The organism is Streptomyces sp. NBC_01410 (assembly GCF_045040195.1).
Lineage (GTDB): Bacteria > Actinomycetota > Actinomycetes > Streptomycetales > Streptomycetaceae > Streptomyces.
Map to the genome: position 1 here is coordinate 1240770 of NZ_CP109530.1, position 15926 is coordinate 1256695.

A 15926-nucleotide genomic window follows, 5' to 3' on the forward strand; every position below is an offset into this window, starting at 1 on the left:
CCGGCCTTCCGGCCGTTCCGGCCGCGGCCCAACGCCTCGCCGCCGCGGTGTCCCCCGTCGGCGGAGTCTTGGCGCCCGGGCACTTCACGGGGCCGCAGGCACAATCGGGCGCCGCGGGGCTGATACATCAAGCCTCACGCCCGGCCGGGGACTGCGCAAACGCGGGCGCGCCGGAGCCCGGCAAATCGGTTGCCCCGCGGGGCGGTCGTCTGCTGGACTCGCGATGACAGCTGATCGACCAAGGAGATGATTGTGCGCGGAGCGTTCACGTCCATCCAGAAGGCAATTGACACCTATCTTGAGGACCTGACGCTCAGTGCGAACGTTGAACTTGGGAATTCTGGCGCATGTAGACGCCGGTAAGACAAGCCTGACCGAGCGGCTGCTGCACGCCGCCGGAGTCATCGACGAGATCGGCAGCGTCGACGACGGAAGTACGCAGACCGATTCACTGGCGCTCGAACGGCAGCGCGGAATCACGATCAAGTCCGCGGTCGTGTCCTTCGTCGTCGACGACATCACGGTCAATCTGATCGACACACCCGGTCACCCGGACTTCATCGCCGAGGTGGAGCGGGTGCTGAGCGTGCTCGACGGTGCCGTGCTGGTCGTCTCCGCCGTCGAGGGCGTGCAGGCGCAGACGCGTGTGCTGATGCGGACGCTGCAGCGGCTGCGCATCCCGACCCTCATCTTCGTGAACAAGATCGACCGCAGTGGAGCACAGTACGAGCATGTACTGCGGGGCATCGCCGAGAAGCTGAGCCGGGACATCGTCCCGATGGGTTCGGCTGCCGGCCTGGGCACCCGTAGCGCGCTGCCCAAGCCGTTCACCGGAGCCGACGCGGACTTTGTCTCCACGCTGGTCGATCTGCTGTCGGGCCATGACGACGCGCTGATCGCCGCCTATGTCGACGACGAGACCACCCTCTCGTACGCCCAACTCCGCGGCGAACTCGCGGCGCAGACGCGAGAGGCGCTCGTGCAGCCCGTGTATTTCGGCTCGGCCATCACCGGCGCGGGCGTGGACGCGCTGGTCGCCGGTGTCCGGGAGCTGCTGCCCGCGCGCGAGGGCTGCGCCGAAGGCCCGGTCTCGGGCACCGTGTTCAAGATCGAGCGCGGCCCGTCCGGCGAGAAGATCGCGTACGTACGCATGCTGTCCGGAACCGTACGGACCCGAGACCGGCTGCGGATCCGCGGCGACGGCGAGGAGAAAGTGACGGCGATCAGCGTCTTCGACCGTGGTGCGGCCGTCCGGCACAGCTCGGTCACCGCCGGGCGGATCGCGAAACTCTGGGGGCTTGGGGACATCCGGATCGGCGATGCGATCGGCGACGCGCCGAAGCCAGCACCCGAGCAGGCAGCCGGGCAGGGCTACTTCGCTCCGCCGACACTGGAAACGGTCGTGGTTCCCGGCCGGGCCTGCGACAAGGGGGCGCTGCATCTCGCGCTGGCCCAGCTCGCCGAACAGGACCCGCTGATCAATCTGCGGCAGGACGATATCCGCCAGGAAGTATCCGTCTCGCTCTACGGAGAAGTGCAGAAGGAAGTCATCCAGGCAACGCTGGCGAACGACTTCGGCATTGACGTCACCTTCCGCGAGACGACGACGATCTGCCTGGAGCGTCCCATCGGCACAGGGACTTGTGTCGAGATCATCGACAAACAGCCAAATCCGTTTCTCGCCACGGTCGGGCTGCGTATCGAGCCCGCTCAGATCGGCAGCGGTGTGGAATTCCGGCTGGAAGTGGAGCTCGGGTCGATGCCGTACTCCTTCATCAAGGCGGTCGAAGAAACCGTGAAGGAGACGCTGCGGCAAGGGATTTACGGATGGCAGGTCACCGACTGCAGCGTCATCATGACGCACTCCGGCTACTGGGCGCGGCAGAGCCATGCTCACGGCACCTTCGACAAGAGCATGTCGAGCACGGCCGGGGACTTCCGCAATCTGACGCCGCTGGTCCTGATGAGCGCACTGCGACAGGCAGGGACCACGGTCTACGAGCCGCTGCACCGCTTCCGGTTCGAGCTTCCGGCGGACGCGCTCGGGCCGGTTCTGCCCGTGCTGGCTCGGCTGGGTGCCGTTCCGCAGACACCGGTCGTGCGGGGTTCCGCCTGCGTATTGGAGGGTGAGATTCCGGCGGATCGGATGTACGCGCTGGAGCAGCAACTGCCGGGGCTCACACGCGGCGAGGGCGTACTTGAATACGCCTTCGAACGCTACCAGCCGGTCCGGGGCGCGATCCCGAGCCGACCGCGGACGGACCACGATCCCCTCAACCGCAAGGAATACCTGCTGCATGTCGTGCGCCGGGTCGGTGGCCACCGGGAAGGCGAGTAGTCGCACTGCGACCGTACGCAGGGCGGGTAGGCCGGCTCAGTGGTGAAGGATCTTCGAGAGGAAGTCCTTCGCGCGGTCGCTGCTCGGATTTGTGAAGAACTCCTCCGGCGTCGTCTCCTCGACGATCCGGCCGTCCGCCATGAAGACGACACGGTTGGCGGCCGATCGGGCGAAGCCCATCTCGTGGGTGACGACGACCATCGTCATGCCGTCACGGGCGAGTTGCTGCATGACCTCGAGAACTTCGTTGATCATCTCGGGGTCGAGGGCCGACGTCGGCTCGTCGAAGAGCATGACCTTCGGCTCCATGGCCAGTGCGCGCGCGATCGCGACACGCTGCTGCTGGCCGCCGGAGAGCTGCGCCGGGTACTTGTCCGCCTGGTCGGCGACGCCCACCCGGTCGAGCAGCGAGCGCGCCCGCTCCTCGGCGGCCTTCTTGTCCTTCTTGCGGACCTTGATCTGGCCCAGCATCAGGTTCTCCAGCACCGTCTTGTGCGCGAAGAGGTTGAAGGACTGGAAGACCATGCCGACATCGGCCCGCAGCCGGGCGAGCTCCTTGCCCTCGGCGGGCAGCGGCTTGCCGTCGATGGCGATCTCGCCGGAGTCGATGGTCTCGAGGCGGTTGATGGCGCGGCACAGCGTCGACTTCCCGCCCCCGGACGGCCCGATGACGACCACGACCTCGCCACGGGAGACCGTCAGGTCGATGTCCTGGAGCACGTGCAGCGCGCCGAAGTGCTTGTTGACGTTGCTCAGCGCGATGAGGGCGTCGCTCCTGGCCTGCGTGGCATTTCCCTTGGTCACTGTTACTCCGCTCATCGGCTTCATACTCCGTCCGCCGCGGACCGGCCGCATACCGAGCGCCCCATGGCGTTCGCAGCGTCGTACCTGTTGCCCAAGTTACGCGCTCAGGCCGTCGTGATCTGGTACGCCTTCCGCAGTGTCTCGTGGACGGTCCAGGTCGTCCGGTCGCCCTCGCGCAGGACGCACGCGTCGCCCGGGCCGACGTCGAACGTGGGGCCGCCCTCGACCGCGATGGTTGCCCGGCCGCTGACGACGACGAAGAGCTCGTTCGCCTCCGTGTCGGTCACCACGCCGGGGGTGATCTGCCAGATTCCCCGGATGTTCCTGCCGTCCTCCGACTCCCAGAGCACCCTGCCCGACACCTCGGGGGTGCCCCGGACGATCTGTGCGGGGTCGAGCGGGTCCGGCTCGAGGTCGGCGTCGGGGATGTGTACGGCGAAACTGTTGTACGTCGTCATGATCGCGACGTTAGGCCATACCGGGTGGCGCGGGGCAGGGACACAGTGCCGCTCTCCCCGCGCCCCGGGACGACAGAACGTTCGGCCCCGGTGCGCCGTATTCTCGGACTACAGAGAGTGCGTGCATCATGACGCCGCTGCCGATGGTTCGCCACGGGCGCCGGCGGGTGACTCGAAGGGGCGTCCGCCATGCCCGCGAAGACGAAGAAGAGACCGGCCGCCGCCGTCGCGATGCTGTTCGTGACGCTCGCCCTCGCCGCCTCCGGATGCGAGGGCGGCGACGGCAGCAATCCCCCGGCCCGTGACCGTACGCCGTCCACGAGCGCGTCCGTCCCGCGCGCGCATGTACTCGCGGTGAAAATCGACAACGTCGTTCCCGCCCGGCCCCCGACGGGACTCGACGAGGCGGACATCGTCTACGTCGAGCGGGTCGAGGCGGGCCTCAGCCGGATCCTCGCCGTCTTCTCCTCCCGACTTCCGCCCGTCGTCGGCCCGGTGCGCAGTGCCCGCGAATCCGATCTGGAACTGCTGACGCAGTTCGACCGGCCGACCCTCGCCTTCTCCGGGGCGCAGAGCAAGCTCCTGCCGGTCATCGAGGCGGCCCCGGTGAACGCGGTTCCGCCGGGAAAGGCGCCTGGGGGCTCGTACTTCCGCAGCCAGGACCGGGCCGCCCCGCACAACCTCTATCTACGGCCCGAGCGCGTACTGCGCGACGCCTCCGGCGTGAACGCGGCCACGTACGCCGGCTTCACCTTCGGTGCCGAGCCCCCGGGCGGGAAACCGACTGCCGCGTACACCGTGCGCTATCCGGCCGCGCGCTTCGCCTTCACATGGTCGCCACAGAGGGCTCAGTGGCTGGTGGCCATGGACGGCACGCCTTCCCGCACACAGGCGGGGCAGCCGCTGGGGGCCGCCACCGTGGTCGTGCAGTACGTATCCGTGCGCCCGTCGAAGTTCCACGACCGGTCGGGGAACATCTCTCCGTACACCGAGACCGTGGGATCGGGCACGGCGCTCGTCCTGCGTGACAGCAAGGCGCACAAGGCGGAGTGGAAGCGCCCGACCGCCCGGTCCGGGACGACGTTCACGACACCGGACGGCAGGCCCATGGCGTTCGCCCCGGGACAGGTCTGGATCGTGTACGCGGCTCGCTGACGGGCTCCCGACCGGTCCGGGGGCGCGACAGGTCTTCCGTGGCCGGACTGTAATGCTCAAGTTCCCCTCAGATGTGATGACGATGCGAGGACTCAGGCTTATCGTCCTCCCAGCTGTCTTCCCATCGAGAAGGCCGGAGCAATGCACCGATGACGGACATTTCGACGGCCTGAGGGCGCCGTCCCGTCATTCAGCCTCCTCGTGCACTCTGCTCAGTCTGTTGATTTTTGAGGATGTTCCACCATGAAGTCGTGCAAGTCCGCCGCGGTTGCGGCGATCACTGTGCTGTCGGTCGCCCTCACCGCCACCGCGTGCAGCGGCGGGTCCGATAATGCCTCCGGTGACGAGCCCACCAGCAGCTCGAACGGGAGCAACCCGAGGCTGCCCACGTACACGGTCGCCAAGGACGTCAAGATCGACTCCCCGACCCTGACGAAGGCGCAGAGGGCCGGCAAGCTCGTCATCGGCGCGAAGAACGATCAGCCGTACCTCGGCTTCGAGGAGAAGGACGGAAGGCGGTCCGGCTTCGACATCGAGATCGCCAAGATGGTCGCGGCGAGTCTCGGGTTCTCGCCCGACAAGATCGAGTTCAAGACGGTCGACACGAAGAACCGTGAGGCCGCCATCTCCAGCGGCCAGGTCGACCTGTACGTCGGTACGTACACGATCAACGACGAGCGCAAGAAGAAGGTGGGCTTCGCCGGGCCGTACTACAGGGCCGGCGCCGACCTCCTGGTCCGCAAGAACGACGGCACGATCGGGGGCCCGTACTCCCTGGAGGGCAAGACGGTCTGCTCGGTCAAGGGATCGACCGCTCTCCGCGAGATCAGGAAGCCCGACTACAACACGACAACGGTCGAGACGTCCAAGTACTTCGAGTGCGTCCAGCAGCTGCTCGACAAGAAGGTCGACGCCGTCACCACGGACGACGCCATCCTCATGGGCTACGCCGCCCAGCGCCCGGACAAGCTGAAGGTCGTCGGCAACCCGTTCACCGAGGAGCCCTACGGCATCGGCATGAACAAGGACGACGAGGCGCTGCGGGAAGCGGTGACGGCGGCGCTCGAGGCGCACGACGAGAACGGCGACCACAAGAGGGCGTACGCGGCGACGCTGGGCCTCTCCGGCTCGAAGTACGGCGGTGCGCCGGTGGTCGAGCGCTACTGACACCTGGCCGGCACCTGATGCCGAACCGGCTTCCCGACCGGAAGCCGGTTCGGCGCGTCACCGGGCGCGATAGCGCCCTGCCCCCAACCGGCCCAGGCTGGAGGGCATGAGACTGCTGCTTCTCGGCGCGACCGGCCCCACCGGCCTCCAGCTGGTCGGTCAGGCCCTTGACCAGAGGCATCACGTCACCGCGCTCGTCCGCAGTCCGGAAAAGCTGCCTCGGGTCGACGGCCGTCTGACCGTGCTCCTCGGTGATGTCGCCGACGAGCAGGAGCTCGCGACTGCCGCCGTGGGCCAGGACGCCGTGCTGAGCACGATGGGGACGGGGTGGAGCCTCACGTCCGACATCGTCAGCCGCACCGTGGACGCGCTCGTCCCCGCCATGCACGATGCGGGAGTCGACCGCCTGATCTTCCTCTCGGCCTTCGGCGTCAACGAGACCTACGCCCAGGCTTCGCTGCCGCAGCGGCTCTTCTACCGCACGATGCTGAGGAAGATCTACCCCGACAAGGGGAAGGCGGACCGCAGGCTCCTCGCCAGCGACCTCGACGTGACCCTCGTCTATCCGGTGACGCTGACCAACCGGCCATTCACCGGCACCTACCGCGTGGGTGACCATTTCGAATTCAGGGGCATGCCCAAGATCAGCCGGGCGGACGTCGCCCACTTCATGCTCACGCAGCTCACCGACCCGACCTGGTCCCGGCGCACCGCGATCCTCACCAACTGACCGCTTCCCAAAAGCGGGGGACGCAGCGGCACTTGAGGCGCCGCGACCTGCTGTCGTCTGTCACCGCTGCCTGCTGGGCCCAGGGCAGTTACGACGAGCACCTCGCCGTCATACCGTTTCCCGGCCGCGAGCCCAGGGAGTACACCCGCGACGGTTGCGCACCTGAAGAGCGAGCCGACCCTTCTGGGGCGTACGGGAGGCCGGCAGCGTCGACGCCGGGCGCGAGTTAGAACGGGCGAAATCGGGGCACACGCGATACGCCATAGCGGACCATCTGAAGGGATTAGCGCCATGATCCTTCTTGGGCTTCTGCTGCTCGGAGCGACCGGAGCCTTCACCGGGCTGCTGATCGCGTACAACACCTCGGGTGGCCCGGATTACACCGTGACGATGTTCGACAACGACCTGGCCAGCATGAACAGCCTGTCGATCTTCCTGGCCGGAGTCGCCCTGGCCCTGCTCTTCTGCATCGGATGTGCCATGGTCATGGGCGGTGGCGCGCGACGACGGCGCCGGTCCACCGCCATGCGGGAGCCGCGAGCCCAGGCCGTCAGGACTACGGCTGAGCGCGACGACGCGCTGCGCGAGCCCACGACACCCGCCGCTGAGGCACCGCCCGACGACCGGAGGGCACCGCCCGACGACCGGACCCGGACCGCGTCCCCCGGCCACAGGTTCCGTCACCACTTCGGGCACTAGTAGGCGTGTAAGAGGCGGATTCAGGTGACCGGCTCGGGGTGCGGCAGCGGGCCCGGCTGGGGTTGCGGCTCCGGAGGCGGGGTCGGCGACGGCGGGTCCGGCTCGGGCTGGGGCGGAGCCGGGGGCACTGGATCGGGCCCGCCCGGGCCAGGCACCGGACCGGGCAGTGGCCCCGGCCCCGGCCCCGGTCCGGGCCCCGGCGCGGGCGTCGGGTTGGGAGGTACCGGATCGTTGGGAGGCGTACCCACTGTCCTGATCCCTTCTCTCCGCGCGTCCGGGCTGGGCGCACTGACCGGATGGACCGCTCGACACGCTATCTGTCCTGCTGCGCAGGTGCCCGGGCCGGCTTCCGGCAAACGGCGGCGGTGGATCACTCCGTTACGAGTACGGCCACGCCCGTGATTCGTCCGGCCGCCAAGTCCTCCAGGGCCCGGTCGGCTCGTCGCATCGGGTAGCGGGTGACCCGCACCGTGGGCCGCAGACGCGCCGCCTCGGCCAGGAAGGCTCGGCCGTCCTCACGTGTGTTGGCGGTGACGCTGCGCACGGTCCGTTCCTGGAACAGGTGCCGGTCGTAGTCGAGCGGCGGGATCGTACTCAGATGAATCCCGGCGATCGCGAGGGTGCCGCCGCGGTCCAGCGCCGCGAGCGCGACCGGCACCAGGCTCCCGGCCGGGGCGAACAGGATCGCCGCGTCCAGAGGCTTCGGTGGCGCGGCCGCTCCGGCCGATGTCGCCCCCAGCTTCAGCGCCAGCCGCTGCGCACCCTGCGAGCGGGTGACGACATGGACCTCGGCGCCCCGGGCGATGGCCAGCTGGGCGGTCAGATGCGCGGAGGCGCCGAATCCGTAGATGCCGAGCCGGCCACCGGGAGGCAGGTCGGCCCGCTCCAGCGCCCGGTAGCCGATGATGCCCGCGCACAGCAGGGGCGCCGCGTCCTCGTCGCTCCACCCTTGCGGCAGGCGGTAGGCGAAGCGCGCGTCCACGAGCAGGTGGTCGGCGTAGCCGCCGTGGATGTCCCAGCCGGTGTAGCGGGAGTCGGGGCACAGATTCTCGCGCGCGCTTCGGCAGTACCGGCACTGCCCGCAGGTCTCCGCAAGCCAGGCCGCGCCCGCCCGGTCGCCGACGCGGAAGTCCTCGGCGTCCGGCCCGGTGGCGATGACCTCGCCCACGACCTCGTGACCCGGCGTACACCGAGGCTTGTGGGGTGGCAGGTCGCCTTCGGCCAGGTGCAGGTCGGTCCGGCAGACTCCGCAGGTGCGTACGCGCAGCAACAGCTCGCCCGGGCCGGGCGCGGGCGTCTCGCGCTCGACCCGCCGCAGCGGGGCGGACGTGATCGGTCCGGGGTGCTCGACCACCCACGCGGATGTGGCCGCGGGGCTCGGGGATGCCATCATCGCCCTCCTGTCCGCGCAACGTATTCTCTCGCAACTTCTCCCTTTTCTCTCGCGACTTCTCCCTTCCCCACTTCTCCCTGCCCCGCCGCATGGTGGTGACCAGGTTGGCCGCCTCCAGCATGGCCGGATGCTTGCTGACGGACCGCGTCCGCCCGCAGGCACCCACGCCCACGTACCGGCCGGGCGTCTAGAGGAGTCCGTGGTCGTGCGCGTAGATCGCCGCCTGGGTGCGGTCGCGCAGGCCGAGCCGGCCCAGGATCCGTGAGATGTGGTTCTTGACGGTGCCCTCGCTGACGTACAGCCGGGACGCGATCTCACGGTTGGTGGAACCGGCGGCGATCAGCCGCAGCACCTCGACCTCACGGGCGGTCAGACCGCCGGGCGGAGCGCCGTGGGAGGGCGCGGCAGCCGAGTCCCCGGCGCCACGGCCGGGCTCGGCGGGCAGCAGCGCGCCGGTGAGAATCCGGGCCACCGAGGAGTCGAGCTGGGTGACCCCGGCATGCGCAAGCCGCACCGCGTCGGCCAGTTCGGCCGCGGGCAGGTTCTTCAGCAGATAGCCCGCCGCCCCGGCGCGCAGAGCCCGCACCACGTACTCGTCGTCGTCGAAGGTCGTCAGCATGACGACCTTGCACGTCGGGGCCCGTCTGCTCAGATGGCTCACCGCCTCGACACCGTCCATCACCGGCATACGGACGTCCATCAGGATCACGTCGGGCGGGTCCGTCACGGCGGCCTCGACGGCCTGTCGTCCGTCGGCGACCGCGCCGATCACGGTGATCCCGGGCTGAAGGCCCAGCAGGGAGGCGATCCCTTCCCGCACCAGCTCCTGGTCGTCGACAACCAGCACCGCCACCGCGTCGCGGGCCCCCGGTGGGCGCGTGCTCATCGCACCGCCTTTGCCGAAGCGCCCGGCGTGCCCTGAACCTCGGGCGGCGAGGCGGCGGCCCGCGGCAGCGTCACGGTCACCGCGGTCCCGGCATCCGGTGCCGAGCGGATGTCGACCGTGCCGCCGAGCAGCGCCACCCGCTCCCGCATGCCGCGCAGGCCGTATCCCTCGCAGGCACCGTCCGGAAAACCGCGTCCGTTGTCGGTGACGGCGAGCCGCGCGCCGTCACCGCCGAACGCGACGGCGACAGACACCCGGGTCGCGTGCCCGTGGCGATGGGCGTTCGTCAGTCCCTCCTGCGCCGCGCGGTACAGGGCGGTGAGCGCCCCGGTGCAAAAGCCCCGCTCGTCGCCGCTCACCTGCGCGACGATCTTCAACCGGCCCCCGTCGGCGTGCCGGGCGAGGTCGGCCAGGGCACGGGAGAGCGAGAACGGCTCACCCTCGTCGCGCAGCGCCCGTACCGAATGACGTACCTCGTCGAGCGCGCGCACCGCCGACCAGTGCGCATGGCCGACCGCCGTCCGCGCGGTCTCGGCGTCCCGGTCGTGAAAAGCCTCGGCCTTCTCCAACTGGACGGCGATCGCAGTCAGATGGTGGCCGAGACTGTCGTGGATCTCCCTGGCCAGCCGGTTGCGTTCCTTGGCCGTCGACAGCTCCGCCACCCGCTCGGCATGGTCGGCCAGTCGCTCGTGGGAGTCGCTCAGCTCGCGCAGGGCGTGCTCCAGCCGCGCCCGGCCTTCCTGTTCGCCGACCGCCACCGCGGCCATGGACACGGCCAGCACCAGACCGATGCCGAGCATGAGCAGGTCGGAGATGTGCTCGGCCGTCGCCCACCACCGCGGCACCCACAGCACATTGCCGGTCAGCAGCAGCCCGAGGCATCCGGCGCTCGCGACCAGGGCTGCCGTGCGGCCCAGGGCGAAGTAGGCCGTGAACGGGACCAGTACGAACAGTGCCCGTGAGACGCCTGCCTCGTCGAGGGCGCTCACCGCCGCGTACAGCCCGAGACGGGCCGCCAGCAGGAGGACCGCGGGGCGGGTCGGCACGTGTTCGGGGTAGCGGCCGCGCTCGACGGCTTCCAGCGCGAACAGCAGCAGCAGGCAGGTCACGAAGCCCGCCGTGCCCGCGAGTCGGAGGCTGCCCTCTCCGAGAGTCTCGTAGTACAGCCCGCCGGCCAGCACCGCGGCGTAGAGCGCGGACGGGACCCAGCGCAGTGGCCTGGGGGGTGTCGGTGGTGCGGCCATACCAACCCCCTGCGGAACTGCGGCACTTGCTCCCTGGCACAAGGCGAGCTGCGCTGCTGCGCCGCGCCGGTCGTGTCCCAGCAGGATACGTCGCGGCCACGACCGCGGCCCCCGACTCCCGCCCGGCCCGGGGCAGATGTGGCCAAAGGTCATGTGCCGTCCGGCCGGGTGGCTGCGGCAGGGCGCGTGACCTTCGCTCCTCGGTGTGGCCGCAGGGCACTCACGCGCGCTCCCATGCCTTTCTACGGTCGTCCTGTTCACGTCGGACATCCCGGAAAGGACACCGCATGACTGTCTTCGGCCGTCTCGCCGCACTGACCGCGCTCGTGCTGGCGGCGACCTTGACCCCGGCCCTCGCCACTGGCGGCGGGAGCGCAGGCACCGCGGCAGGAGGAGGATCGAGTTGCGGCGGGCATTCGCCGCGCGTGCCGGGAGCGGAGTTCATGATCTCCGCCTGCCTGCCGGATCTCACCACCGGTGGAACCGTCGCGAGCGGTCACACCGACCCGGCCGACTGGGCCGGCCTGGAACCGCCCGGCACGGTCAGCCCACCCGCCGTTCCGGGGCTCCAGCTCGACGGCTACTTCCCCGACTCCTCCACCACCAACCGGACCCACGGCTGGAACCACGACAGCCAGTTCGTGATCAGACTCCCCGAGCGGTGGAACGGCGGCTTGATCGTGGCGGGCCCGCCCGGCATCCGCGAGCAGTACGCCAACGACCGCATCATCGGCGACTACGCGCTCTCCAAGGGATTCGCGTTCGCCGCCACCGACAAGGGCAACACCGGACCGCAGATCTACAAGGACGGCCGCCGCCCGGGCGACGCCATCCTCGAGTGGCACCGGCGCGTCACCCAACTGACCATCGCCGCCAAGCGCGTTGCGGCCCAGCGGTACGGACGCCGGCCCTCCCACACGTACGCCGCCGGGGCATCCGCGGGCGGCTACCTCGTGCGCTGGCAGCTGGAACGGCATCCGGGGCTCTACAGCGGCGGTATCGACTGGCACGGCCTGCTGTTCACCCGCGAGGCGCCCAATCTGCTGACCACCCTGCCACCGGCGCTGCGGGCGTATCCCCGCTATGTGGCCGGCCGGCCCGGCGCGCACGAGGAGATGCTGGCCGCCGGTTACCCGGCGGGCACCGAGCCGCTGTGGGGCCTGCACCACCGCACGCAGTGGGACACGCTCCAGCGCATCGTGCGGGAGGAACTGGACCCCGGCTACGACGGCGCGGCCGAGGGCGGTACGCCGTTCTGCCCCGAGGGCACCGGGCCCGGCTGCGACACCGACTACGACTACGCCTCGCGCCCCCGCTCGGTGCACAAGGCCGTGGAACGGGTGTCGCTGACCGGGCGCATCGGCAAGCCGCTGATCACCCTGCACGGCACGCGTGACGTACTGCTGCCGATCAGCAGGAGCGGGGATGTCTACACCCGGATGGTCAAGGACGCCGGCCGCGGGGACCTGCACCGGTACTTCCGGATCACCGACGGATCCCACACCGACGGTCTGTACGCGGCCCATCCGGAAACGGTCCGGCCGATGCTGCCCTGCTTCCGTGCGGCGTTCGACGCGATGGTCGACTGGACGCAGCGGGGTGTCACCCCGCCCCGGAGCCGCACGGTGCCCCGGCCGGACGACGACGCAGGCGTGGACTCCTGCTCACTGTGAACCGGGGGCTCACGGCGCGATGTTGTGGTTCAGGCGGAACAGATTGCCGGGGTCGTAGCGCCGCTTGATGGCGGTCAGGCGGTCGTAGTTCTGACGGTAGTTGGCGCGGACCCGGTCCTGGTCGTCGCTGTCCATGAAGTTCACGTAGCCGCCCTCCAGGGAGTGAGGCGCGAGCGCCGCGGCGAAGGCCCGCGCCCAGGGGACGTTTGCCTCGCAGTCGGCGCGGGTCATGAGGGTCGGGCTGAGTGCCGTCGCGAAGTCGGCGTCCCGGTAGGTGAACGCGGTCTCCTCGGGTCCTACCCGGTGGCAGGCGCCGTCGATGGGGAAGATCACCGTCGCGCTCTGGATGGTGGGCGTCGTGGCGCCGTACTCGACGTACGCGTCGATGGCTCCGTCCGGCAGACCGTGGCTGAAGGTGCCCTTCCAGTAGTGGAAGAGACCCGCAGGGAGCAGTTCGTCGAACAGCGTGTTGATCACCGGATACGGCATGCGTTCGACGTACTGCCCCACCACCGGACCGAGGTCGGCGAGACGGGCACGGATCCGGTCGTCCTCGTCCTCGGCGCCGGTCCAGCAGGTGACCACTCCGCAGAGCGGCCGCCCGTGCCAGCGCTCCGGCAGGAACGGCACGGGCGGGCCGAGCGCGACGACGAGCAGAGCGCCGAGCTTCTCCTCGGACTCGGCGAGCAGCTCGCGGTATCGCCGTATGACGTCGCCGTCGAGGGGATAGAAGGTCGGCCCGCCGAGAATGTCGGCCACGGGGTGCAGCCGGTACTCGAAAGACGCGACGACCCCGAAGTTCCCGCCTCCGCCGCATACCGCCCACAGCAGGTCGGCGTTCTGCTCCCGGGTACAGGTGCGGAAGGATCCGTCCGCCGTGACCAGGTCGGCCGAGAGCACGTTGTCGCAGGCCAGCCCGCAGCGCCGGGCCAGATGGCCCATTCCGCCTCCGGTGGTCAGCCCGCCGATACCAGTGCTGGACACGATTCCCCCCGTGGTGGCCAGACCGAAGGCATGCGTGGCGTGGTTGACATCGGCCCAGGTACATCCGCCCTCGGCCCGGGCGGTACCCGCCTGCGGGTCGACCCGGATCCCGCGCATGCGGCCGAGGTCGAGTACAACGCCGCCGTCGCAGGTGCCGTAGCCGGGGACGCTGTGGCTGCCGCCTCGCACGGCCAGCAGCAGATTCTGCTCCCGGGCGAGGTCCACGGTGGCGACGATGTCGCCCACGTCGACCGCCCGGACGATGATCGCCGGGCGCTTGTCGTGCATCGCGTTGTAGACCTTGCGGGCCTCGTCGTAGTCGGGGTCGGCAGGCTGGATGATCTCGCCGCGTACGGCCCCCTGCAGCCGTACCAGCAGCTTGTCGTCGAGGGCTGGTGTGTAGGTGGTCATGACCGCCACCCGCTTTCCACGTCGTCGGGGATCTCAGGGTTGGGCACAGCTCTGTTGTAGGCACGGGGCCGTGCAAGGCTCATCGCCACAACCGCCCATGTCGGTTGTCCGGGCATGGGCAGAACAGCCCATGCGCCGCACCGTGCAGGGATCACGCGAGGCCGTGTGTGCACGCGTACGCCGTGGCAGCGGCTCTCGATGACACATCAAGCTTCGCGAAGATGTTGTTGAGGTGGCGGGCCACGGTGTGCTCGCTGATGACCAGCTCGGAGGCGATGGAGCGGTTGGTCCGGCCCGCGGCCACGAGGCGCAGGACCTGGACCTCGCGCTCGGTGAGCTCGCCGGGGAACCGATGGCGCACGGTGTTGAGCAGGGCCGCCGCCCGCCGTTCGTCGGGCACCGCGCCCAGTCGCTCGAAGACCGCCCGGGCGGCCCGGAGTTCCAGCCGCGCGCCTTCGTCGTCCCCGGCGGCGCGGTCGGCGGCGGCCAGGGTCATACGGACCTGCGCGGCCTCGTACGGCACCCCCAGGTCCAGCCACAGCGACAGCGCCCGGTGCAGGAGTGGCAGGGCACCCTCCAGGTCACGCTCGGCGAATGCCACCGCGCCGCCCGCCGCAGCGGCGATCGCATGCAGCACCGTGGTCTCGGACTCGCGCAGCTGCTGCCACTCGCGCGCGGCCGACTCCAGTTCGTCCACTGCCGTACGGGCCTGGTCGAGCCGGCCGAGGGCGAGCGAGACCTCGGCCTGGGCCGCGAGCAACCGACAGCGTTCGAGGCGGCCGGGGCCACCGCCGGCGTCACCACCGTCATCGGCCGCGAGTGCGAGTCGCAGGGCTGCGGCGGAGGAGTCGGCCTTGCCCTGGGCCAGGCGCAGCAGCGCGAGGCCCGGCTGCGGGTCGCGGCCCAGCTCGTGCGCGCGGTCGTACGACGCCTCGGCCGCGGCAAGCTCGCCGCGCCGCCGCTGGATACCGCCGGTCAGATAGAACGCCTCCGCGGCGGCCCTCGCCTCGTAGGGCAGCAGTTCCTTGCAGGTCAGGGCGGCCTCGGTCGCAGCCCGGGACCATTCGCCGGACAGCTCGAGCACCTCGACCCGGTGTACCCGGCACAGACCCCGGAAGTTGTTCTCCTCGGGCATCGACGCACACCATGCCATGGCGGCGTCGGTCCACTCGGCGGCGCGTTCCAGGTCGGCGGAGGCCATGCACTGCTGGAGGCCCAGGCAGTAGATCCACCCGGTGAAGAAGGAGCTGAGCTCGCCCGCCATGGCCGAGCACATGGCGTCGTCGAGCAGTGCGAGCCCGCCTGCGATCCGCCCCTCGGCCAGCAGCACGCTCGCCTGCGCCTGGGTGCTCATGGTGAGGAGATCCGGGCTGCCGCAGCGCCGCGCGATACCGGCCATGCGGCGGGCACAGCTCATGGCCTCCTCGAAGGCGCCACGCCGCTGCGCCTCTTCTGCCTCAACCCAGGCGAGATAGCACTGCTCGACGCATTCGGGCTCGTTGCTGAGGTGCTGCCGCGCCCGGCGCAGCCAGCCGGCGGCCGCGGCCATGCGTCCTGCCAGCTGAAACTCGTAGAAGAGCATCCAGGCGCTGAATCCGGCCCGGCGGGCGGCACCGGCGGCCACGTAGCCGGAGTATGCCTTGGTCCGCGCGGTGATCGATTCCTCGACGCGGCTGGTCCACCAGGCGGCGTCGGCAAGTACGGCGAAGTCATCCGGGCTCATGCGGTCGTGGTCGAGTTCACGCAGAGCGGCGTACGCCTCGGCCCAGGCCTCCCGCGCCACAGCATCCCTCGCCTGCTCGATTGCCTGATCGACGGCTTGATCCCTGCCGGTTATCTGCTCAGCCACGGCGGCTCCCTTCTCGCTCTCCGCGAGCCGGACCACCCCTCACCAGCATAGGAGCGCGCAGCTCCGAGGCGCGCGAGGCAGGGACCGGGCGGCGCGCTCCGGGCAGACCGCGCGCCCGGCCCGCCGGGGCCCACC

Annotated in this window: 13 protein-coding genes; 6 read left to right on the forward strand and 7 right to left on the reverse strand. The window is 70.1% G+C overall.

The annotated features are described in order from the left end of the window. The first annotated feature begins 316 nt into the window (after nt 1-316). Nucleotides 317-2338, forward strand: a complete 2022-nt coding sequence (locus OG741_RS05730; RefSeq protein WP_405595730.1) for a GTP-binding protein — start codon at nt 317-319, stop codon at nt 2336-2338. A gap of 36 nt (nt 2339-2374) precedes the next feature. On the opposite strand, the gene OG741_RS05735 is transcribed toward OG741_RS05730, so the two are convergent. Beyond that, nucleotides 2375-3157: an amino acid ABC transporter ATP-binding protein gene (locus tag OG741_RS05735; protein ID WP_405595731.1), complete on the reverse strand. Its 783-nt coding sequence runs from the start codon at nt 3155-3157 to the stop codon at nt 2375-2377. An 89-nt stretch (nt 3158-3246) separates the two neighbouring features. Further along, nucleotides 3247-3600, reverse strand: coding sequence for a cupin domain-containing protein (locus tag OG741_RS05740; protein ID WP_405595732.1), 354 nt, complete (start codon nt 3598-3600; stop codon nt 3247-3249). A 189-nt stretch (nt 3601-3789) separates the two neighbouring features. Here OG741_RS05740 and OG741_RS05745 point away from each other — a divergent pair, with 189 nt between their 5' ends. The 4 genes from OG741_RS05745 to OG741_RS05760 all read left to right on the forward strand — a co-directional run bounded on the left by OG741_RS05745 (nt 3790) and on the right by OG741_RS05760 (nt 7351). Then, nucleotides 3790-4755 carry a DUF3048 domain-containing protein gene (locus OG741_RS05745; RefSeq protein ID WP_405595733.1) on the forward strand — a complete coding sequence of 322 codons (966 nt, stop codon included), beginning with the start codon at nt 3790-3792 and terminating at the stop codon, nt 4753-4755. A gap of 243 nt (nt 4756-4998) precedes the next feature. Next, nucleotides 4999-5922 (forward strand): glutamate ABC transporter substrate-binding protein, encoded by a 924-nt coding sequence (locus tag OG741_RS05750; RefSeq protein WP_405595734.1) that lies wholly within the window; start codon nt 4999-5001, stop codon nt 5920-5922. A gap of 106 nt (nt 5923-6028) precedes the next feature. Beyond that, nucleotides 6029-6652 (forward strand): NAD(P)-dependent oxidoreductase, encoded by a 624-nt coding sequence (locus OG741_RS05755; protein WP_405595735.1) that lies wholly within the window; start codon nt 6029-6031, stop codon nt 6650-6652. Between the two features lie 291 nt (nt 6653-6943). Continuing rightward, complete coding sequence (locus OG741_RS05760; protein ID WP_405595736.1) at nt 6944-7351, forward strand: hypothetical protein; 408 nt, start codon at nt 6944-6946, stop codon at nt 7349-7351. 370 nt (nt 7352-7721) lie between these two features. Here OG741_RS05760 and OG741_RS05765 read toward each other — a convergent pair whose 3' ends face one another. The 3 genes from OG741_RS05765 to OG741_RS05775 form a co-directional block, all read right to left on the reverse strand. Then, on the reverse strand, nt 7722-8744 hold the full coding sequence (locus OG741_RS05765) for a zinc-dependent alcohol dehydrogenase family protein (protein ID WP_405595737.1): 1023 nt from the start codon (nt 8742-8744) through the stop codon (nt 7722-7724). 187 nt (nt 8745-8931) lie between these two features. After that, nucleotides 8932-9630, reverse strand: coding sequence for a response regulator (locus OG741_RS05770; RefSeq protein WP_405595738.1), 699 nt, complete (start codon nt 9628-9630; stop codon nt 8932-8934). Next, nucleotides 9627-10874: a sensor histidine kinase gene (locus tag OG741_RS05775; RefSeq protein ID WP_405595739.1), complete on the reverse strand. Its 1248-nt coding sequence runs from the start codon at nt 10872-10874 to the stop codon at nt 9627-9629. Before OG741_RS05775 ends, OG741_RS05770 begins: the two co-directional genes overlap by 4 nt. Nucleotides 10875-11161: 287 nt before the next feature. On the opposite strand from OG741_RS05775, the gene OG741_RS05780 reads away from it, so the two are divergent. Then, nucleotides 11162-12547, forward strand: coding sequence for a tannase/feruloyl esterase family alpha/beta hydrolase (locus tag OG741_RS05780; RefSeq protein ID WP_405595740.1), 1386 nt, complete (start codon nt 11162-11164; stop codon nt 12545-12547). 9 nt (nt 12548-12556) lie between these two features. On the opposite strand, the gene OG741_RS05785 is transcribed toward OG741_RS05780, so the two are convergent. Then, a complete protein-coding gene (locus OG741_RS05785; protein WP_405595741.1) occupies nt 12557-13942 on the reverse strand; it encodes an FAD-binding oxidoreductase in 1386 nt (461 codons plus the stop codon). A gap of 151 nt (nt 13943-14093) precedes the next feature. After that, complete coding sequence (locus tag OG741_RS05790; protein ID WP_405595742.1) at nt 14094-15791, reverse strand: LuxR C-terminal-related transcriptional regulator; 1698 nt, start codon at nt 15789-15791, stop codon at nt 14094-14096. Nucleotides 15792-15926: the final 135 nt, after the last annotated feature.

Excerpts from the sequence above, each read along its gene's own strand:
- OG741_RS05735 (WP_405595731.1), bottom strand. The coding sequence starts at position 3,157 with ATGAGCGGAGTAACAGTGACCAAGGGAAATGCCACGCAGGCCAGGAGC.
- OG741_RS05740 (WP_405595732.1), bottom strand. The coding sequence starts at position 3,600 with ATGACGACGTACAACAGTTTCGCCGTACACATCCCCGACGCCGACCTC.
- OG741_RS05745 (WP_405595733.1), top strand. The coding sequence starts at position 3,790 with ATGCCCGCGAAGACGAAGAAGAGACCGGCCGCCGCCGTCGCGATGCTG.
- OG741_RS05750 (WP_405595734.1), top strand. The coding sequence starts at position 4,999 with ATGAAGTCGTGCAAGTCCGCCGCGGTTGCGGCGATCACTGTGCTGTCG.
- OG741_RS05755 (WP_405595735.1), top strand. The coding sequence starts at position 6,029 with ATGAGACTGCTGCTTCTCGGCGCGACCGGCCCCACCGGCCTCCAGCTG.
- OG741_RS05760 (WP_405595736.1), top strand. The coding sequence starts at position 6,944 with ATGATCCTTCTTGGGCTTCTGCTGCTCGGAGCGACCGGAGCCTTCACC.
- OG741_RS05765 (WP_405595737.1), bottom strand. The coding sequence starts at position 8,744 with ATGATGGCATCCCCGAGCCCCGCGGCCACATCCGCGTGGGTGGTCGAG.
- OG741_RS05770 (WP_405595738.1), bottom strand. The coding sequence starts at position 9,630 with ATGAGCACGCGCCCACCGGGGGCCCGCGACGCGGTGGCGGTGCTGGTT.
- OG741_RS05775 (WP_405595739.1), bottom strand. The coding sequence starts at position 10,874 with ATGGCCGCACCACCGACACCCCCCAGGCCACTGCGCTGGGTCCCGTCC.
- OG741_RS05780 (WP_405595740.1), top strand. The coding sequence starts at position 11,162 with ATGACTGTCTTCGGCCGTCTCGCCGCACTGACCGCGCTCGTGCTGGCG.
- OG741_RS05785 (WP_405595741.1), bottom strand. The coding sequence starts at position 13,942 with ATGACCACCTACACACCAGCCCTCGACGACAAGCTGCTGGTACGGCTG.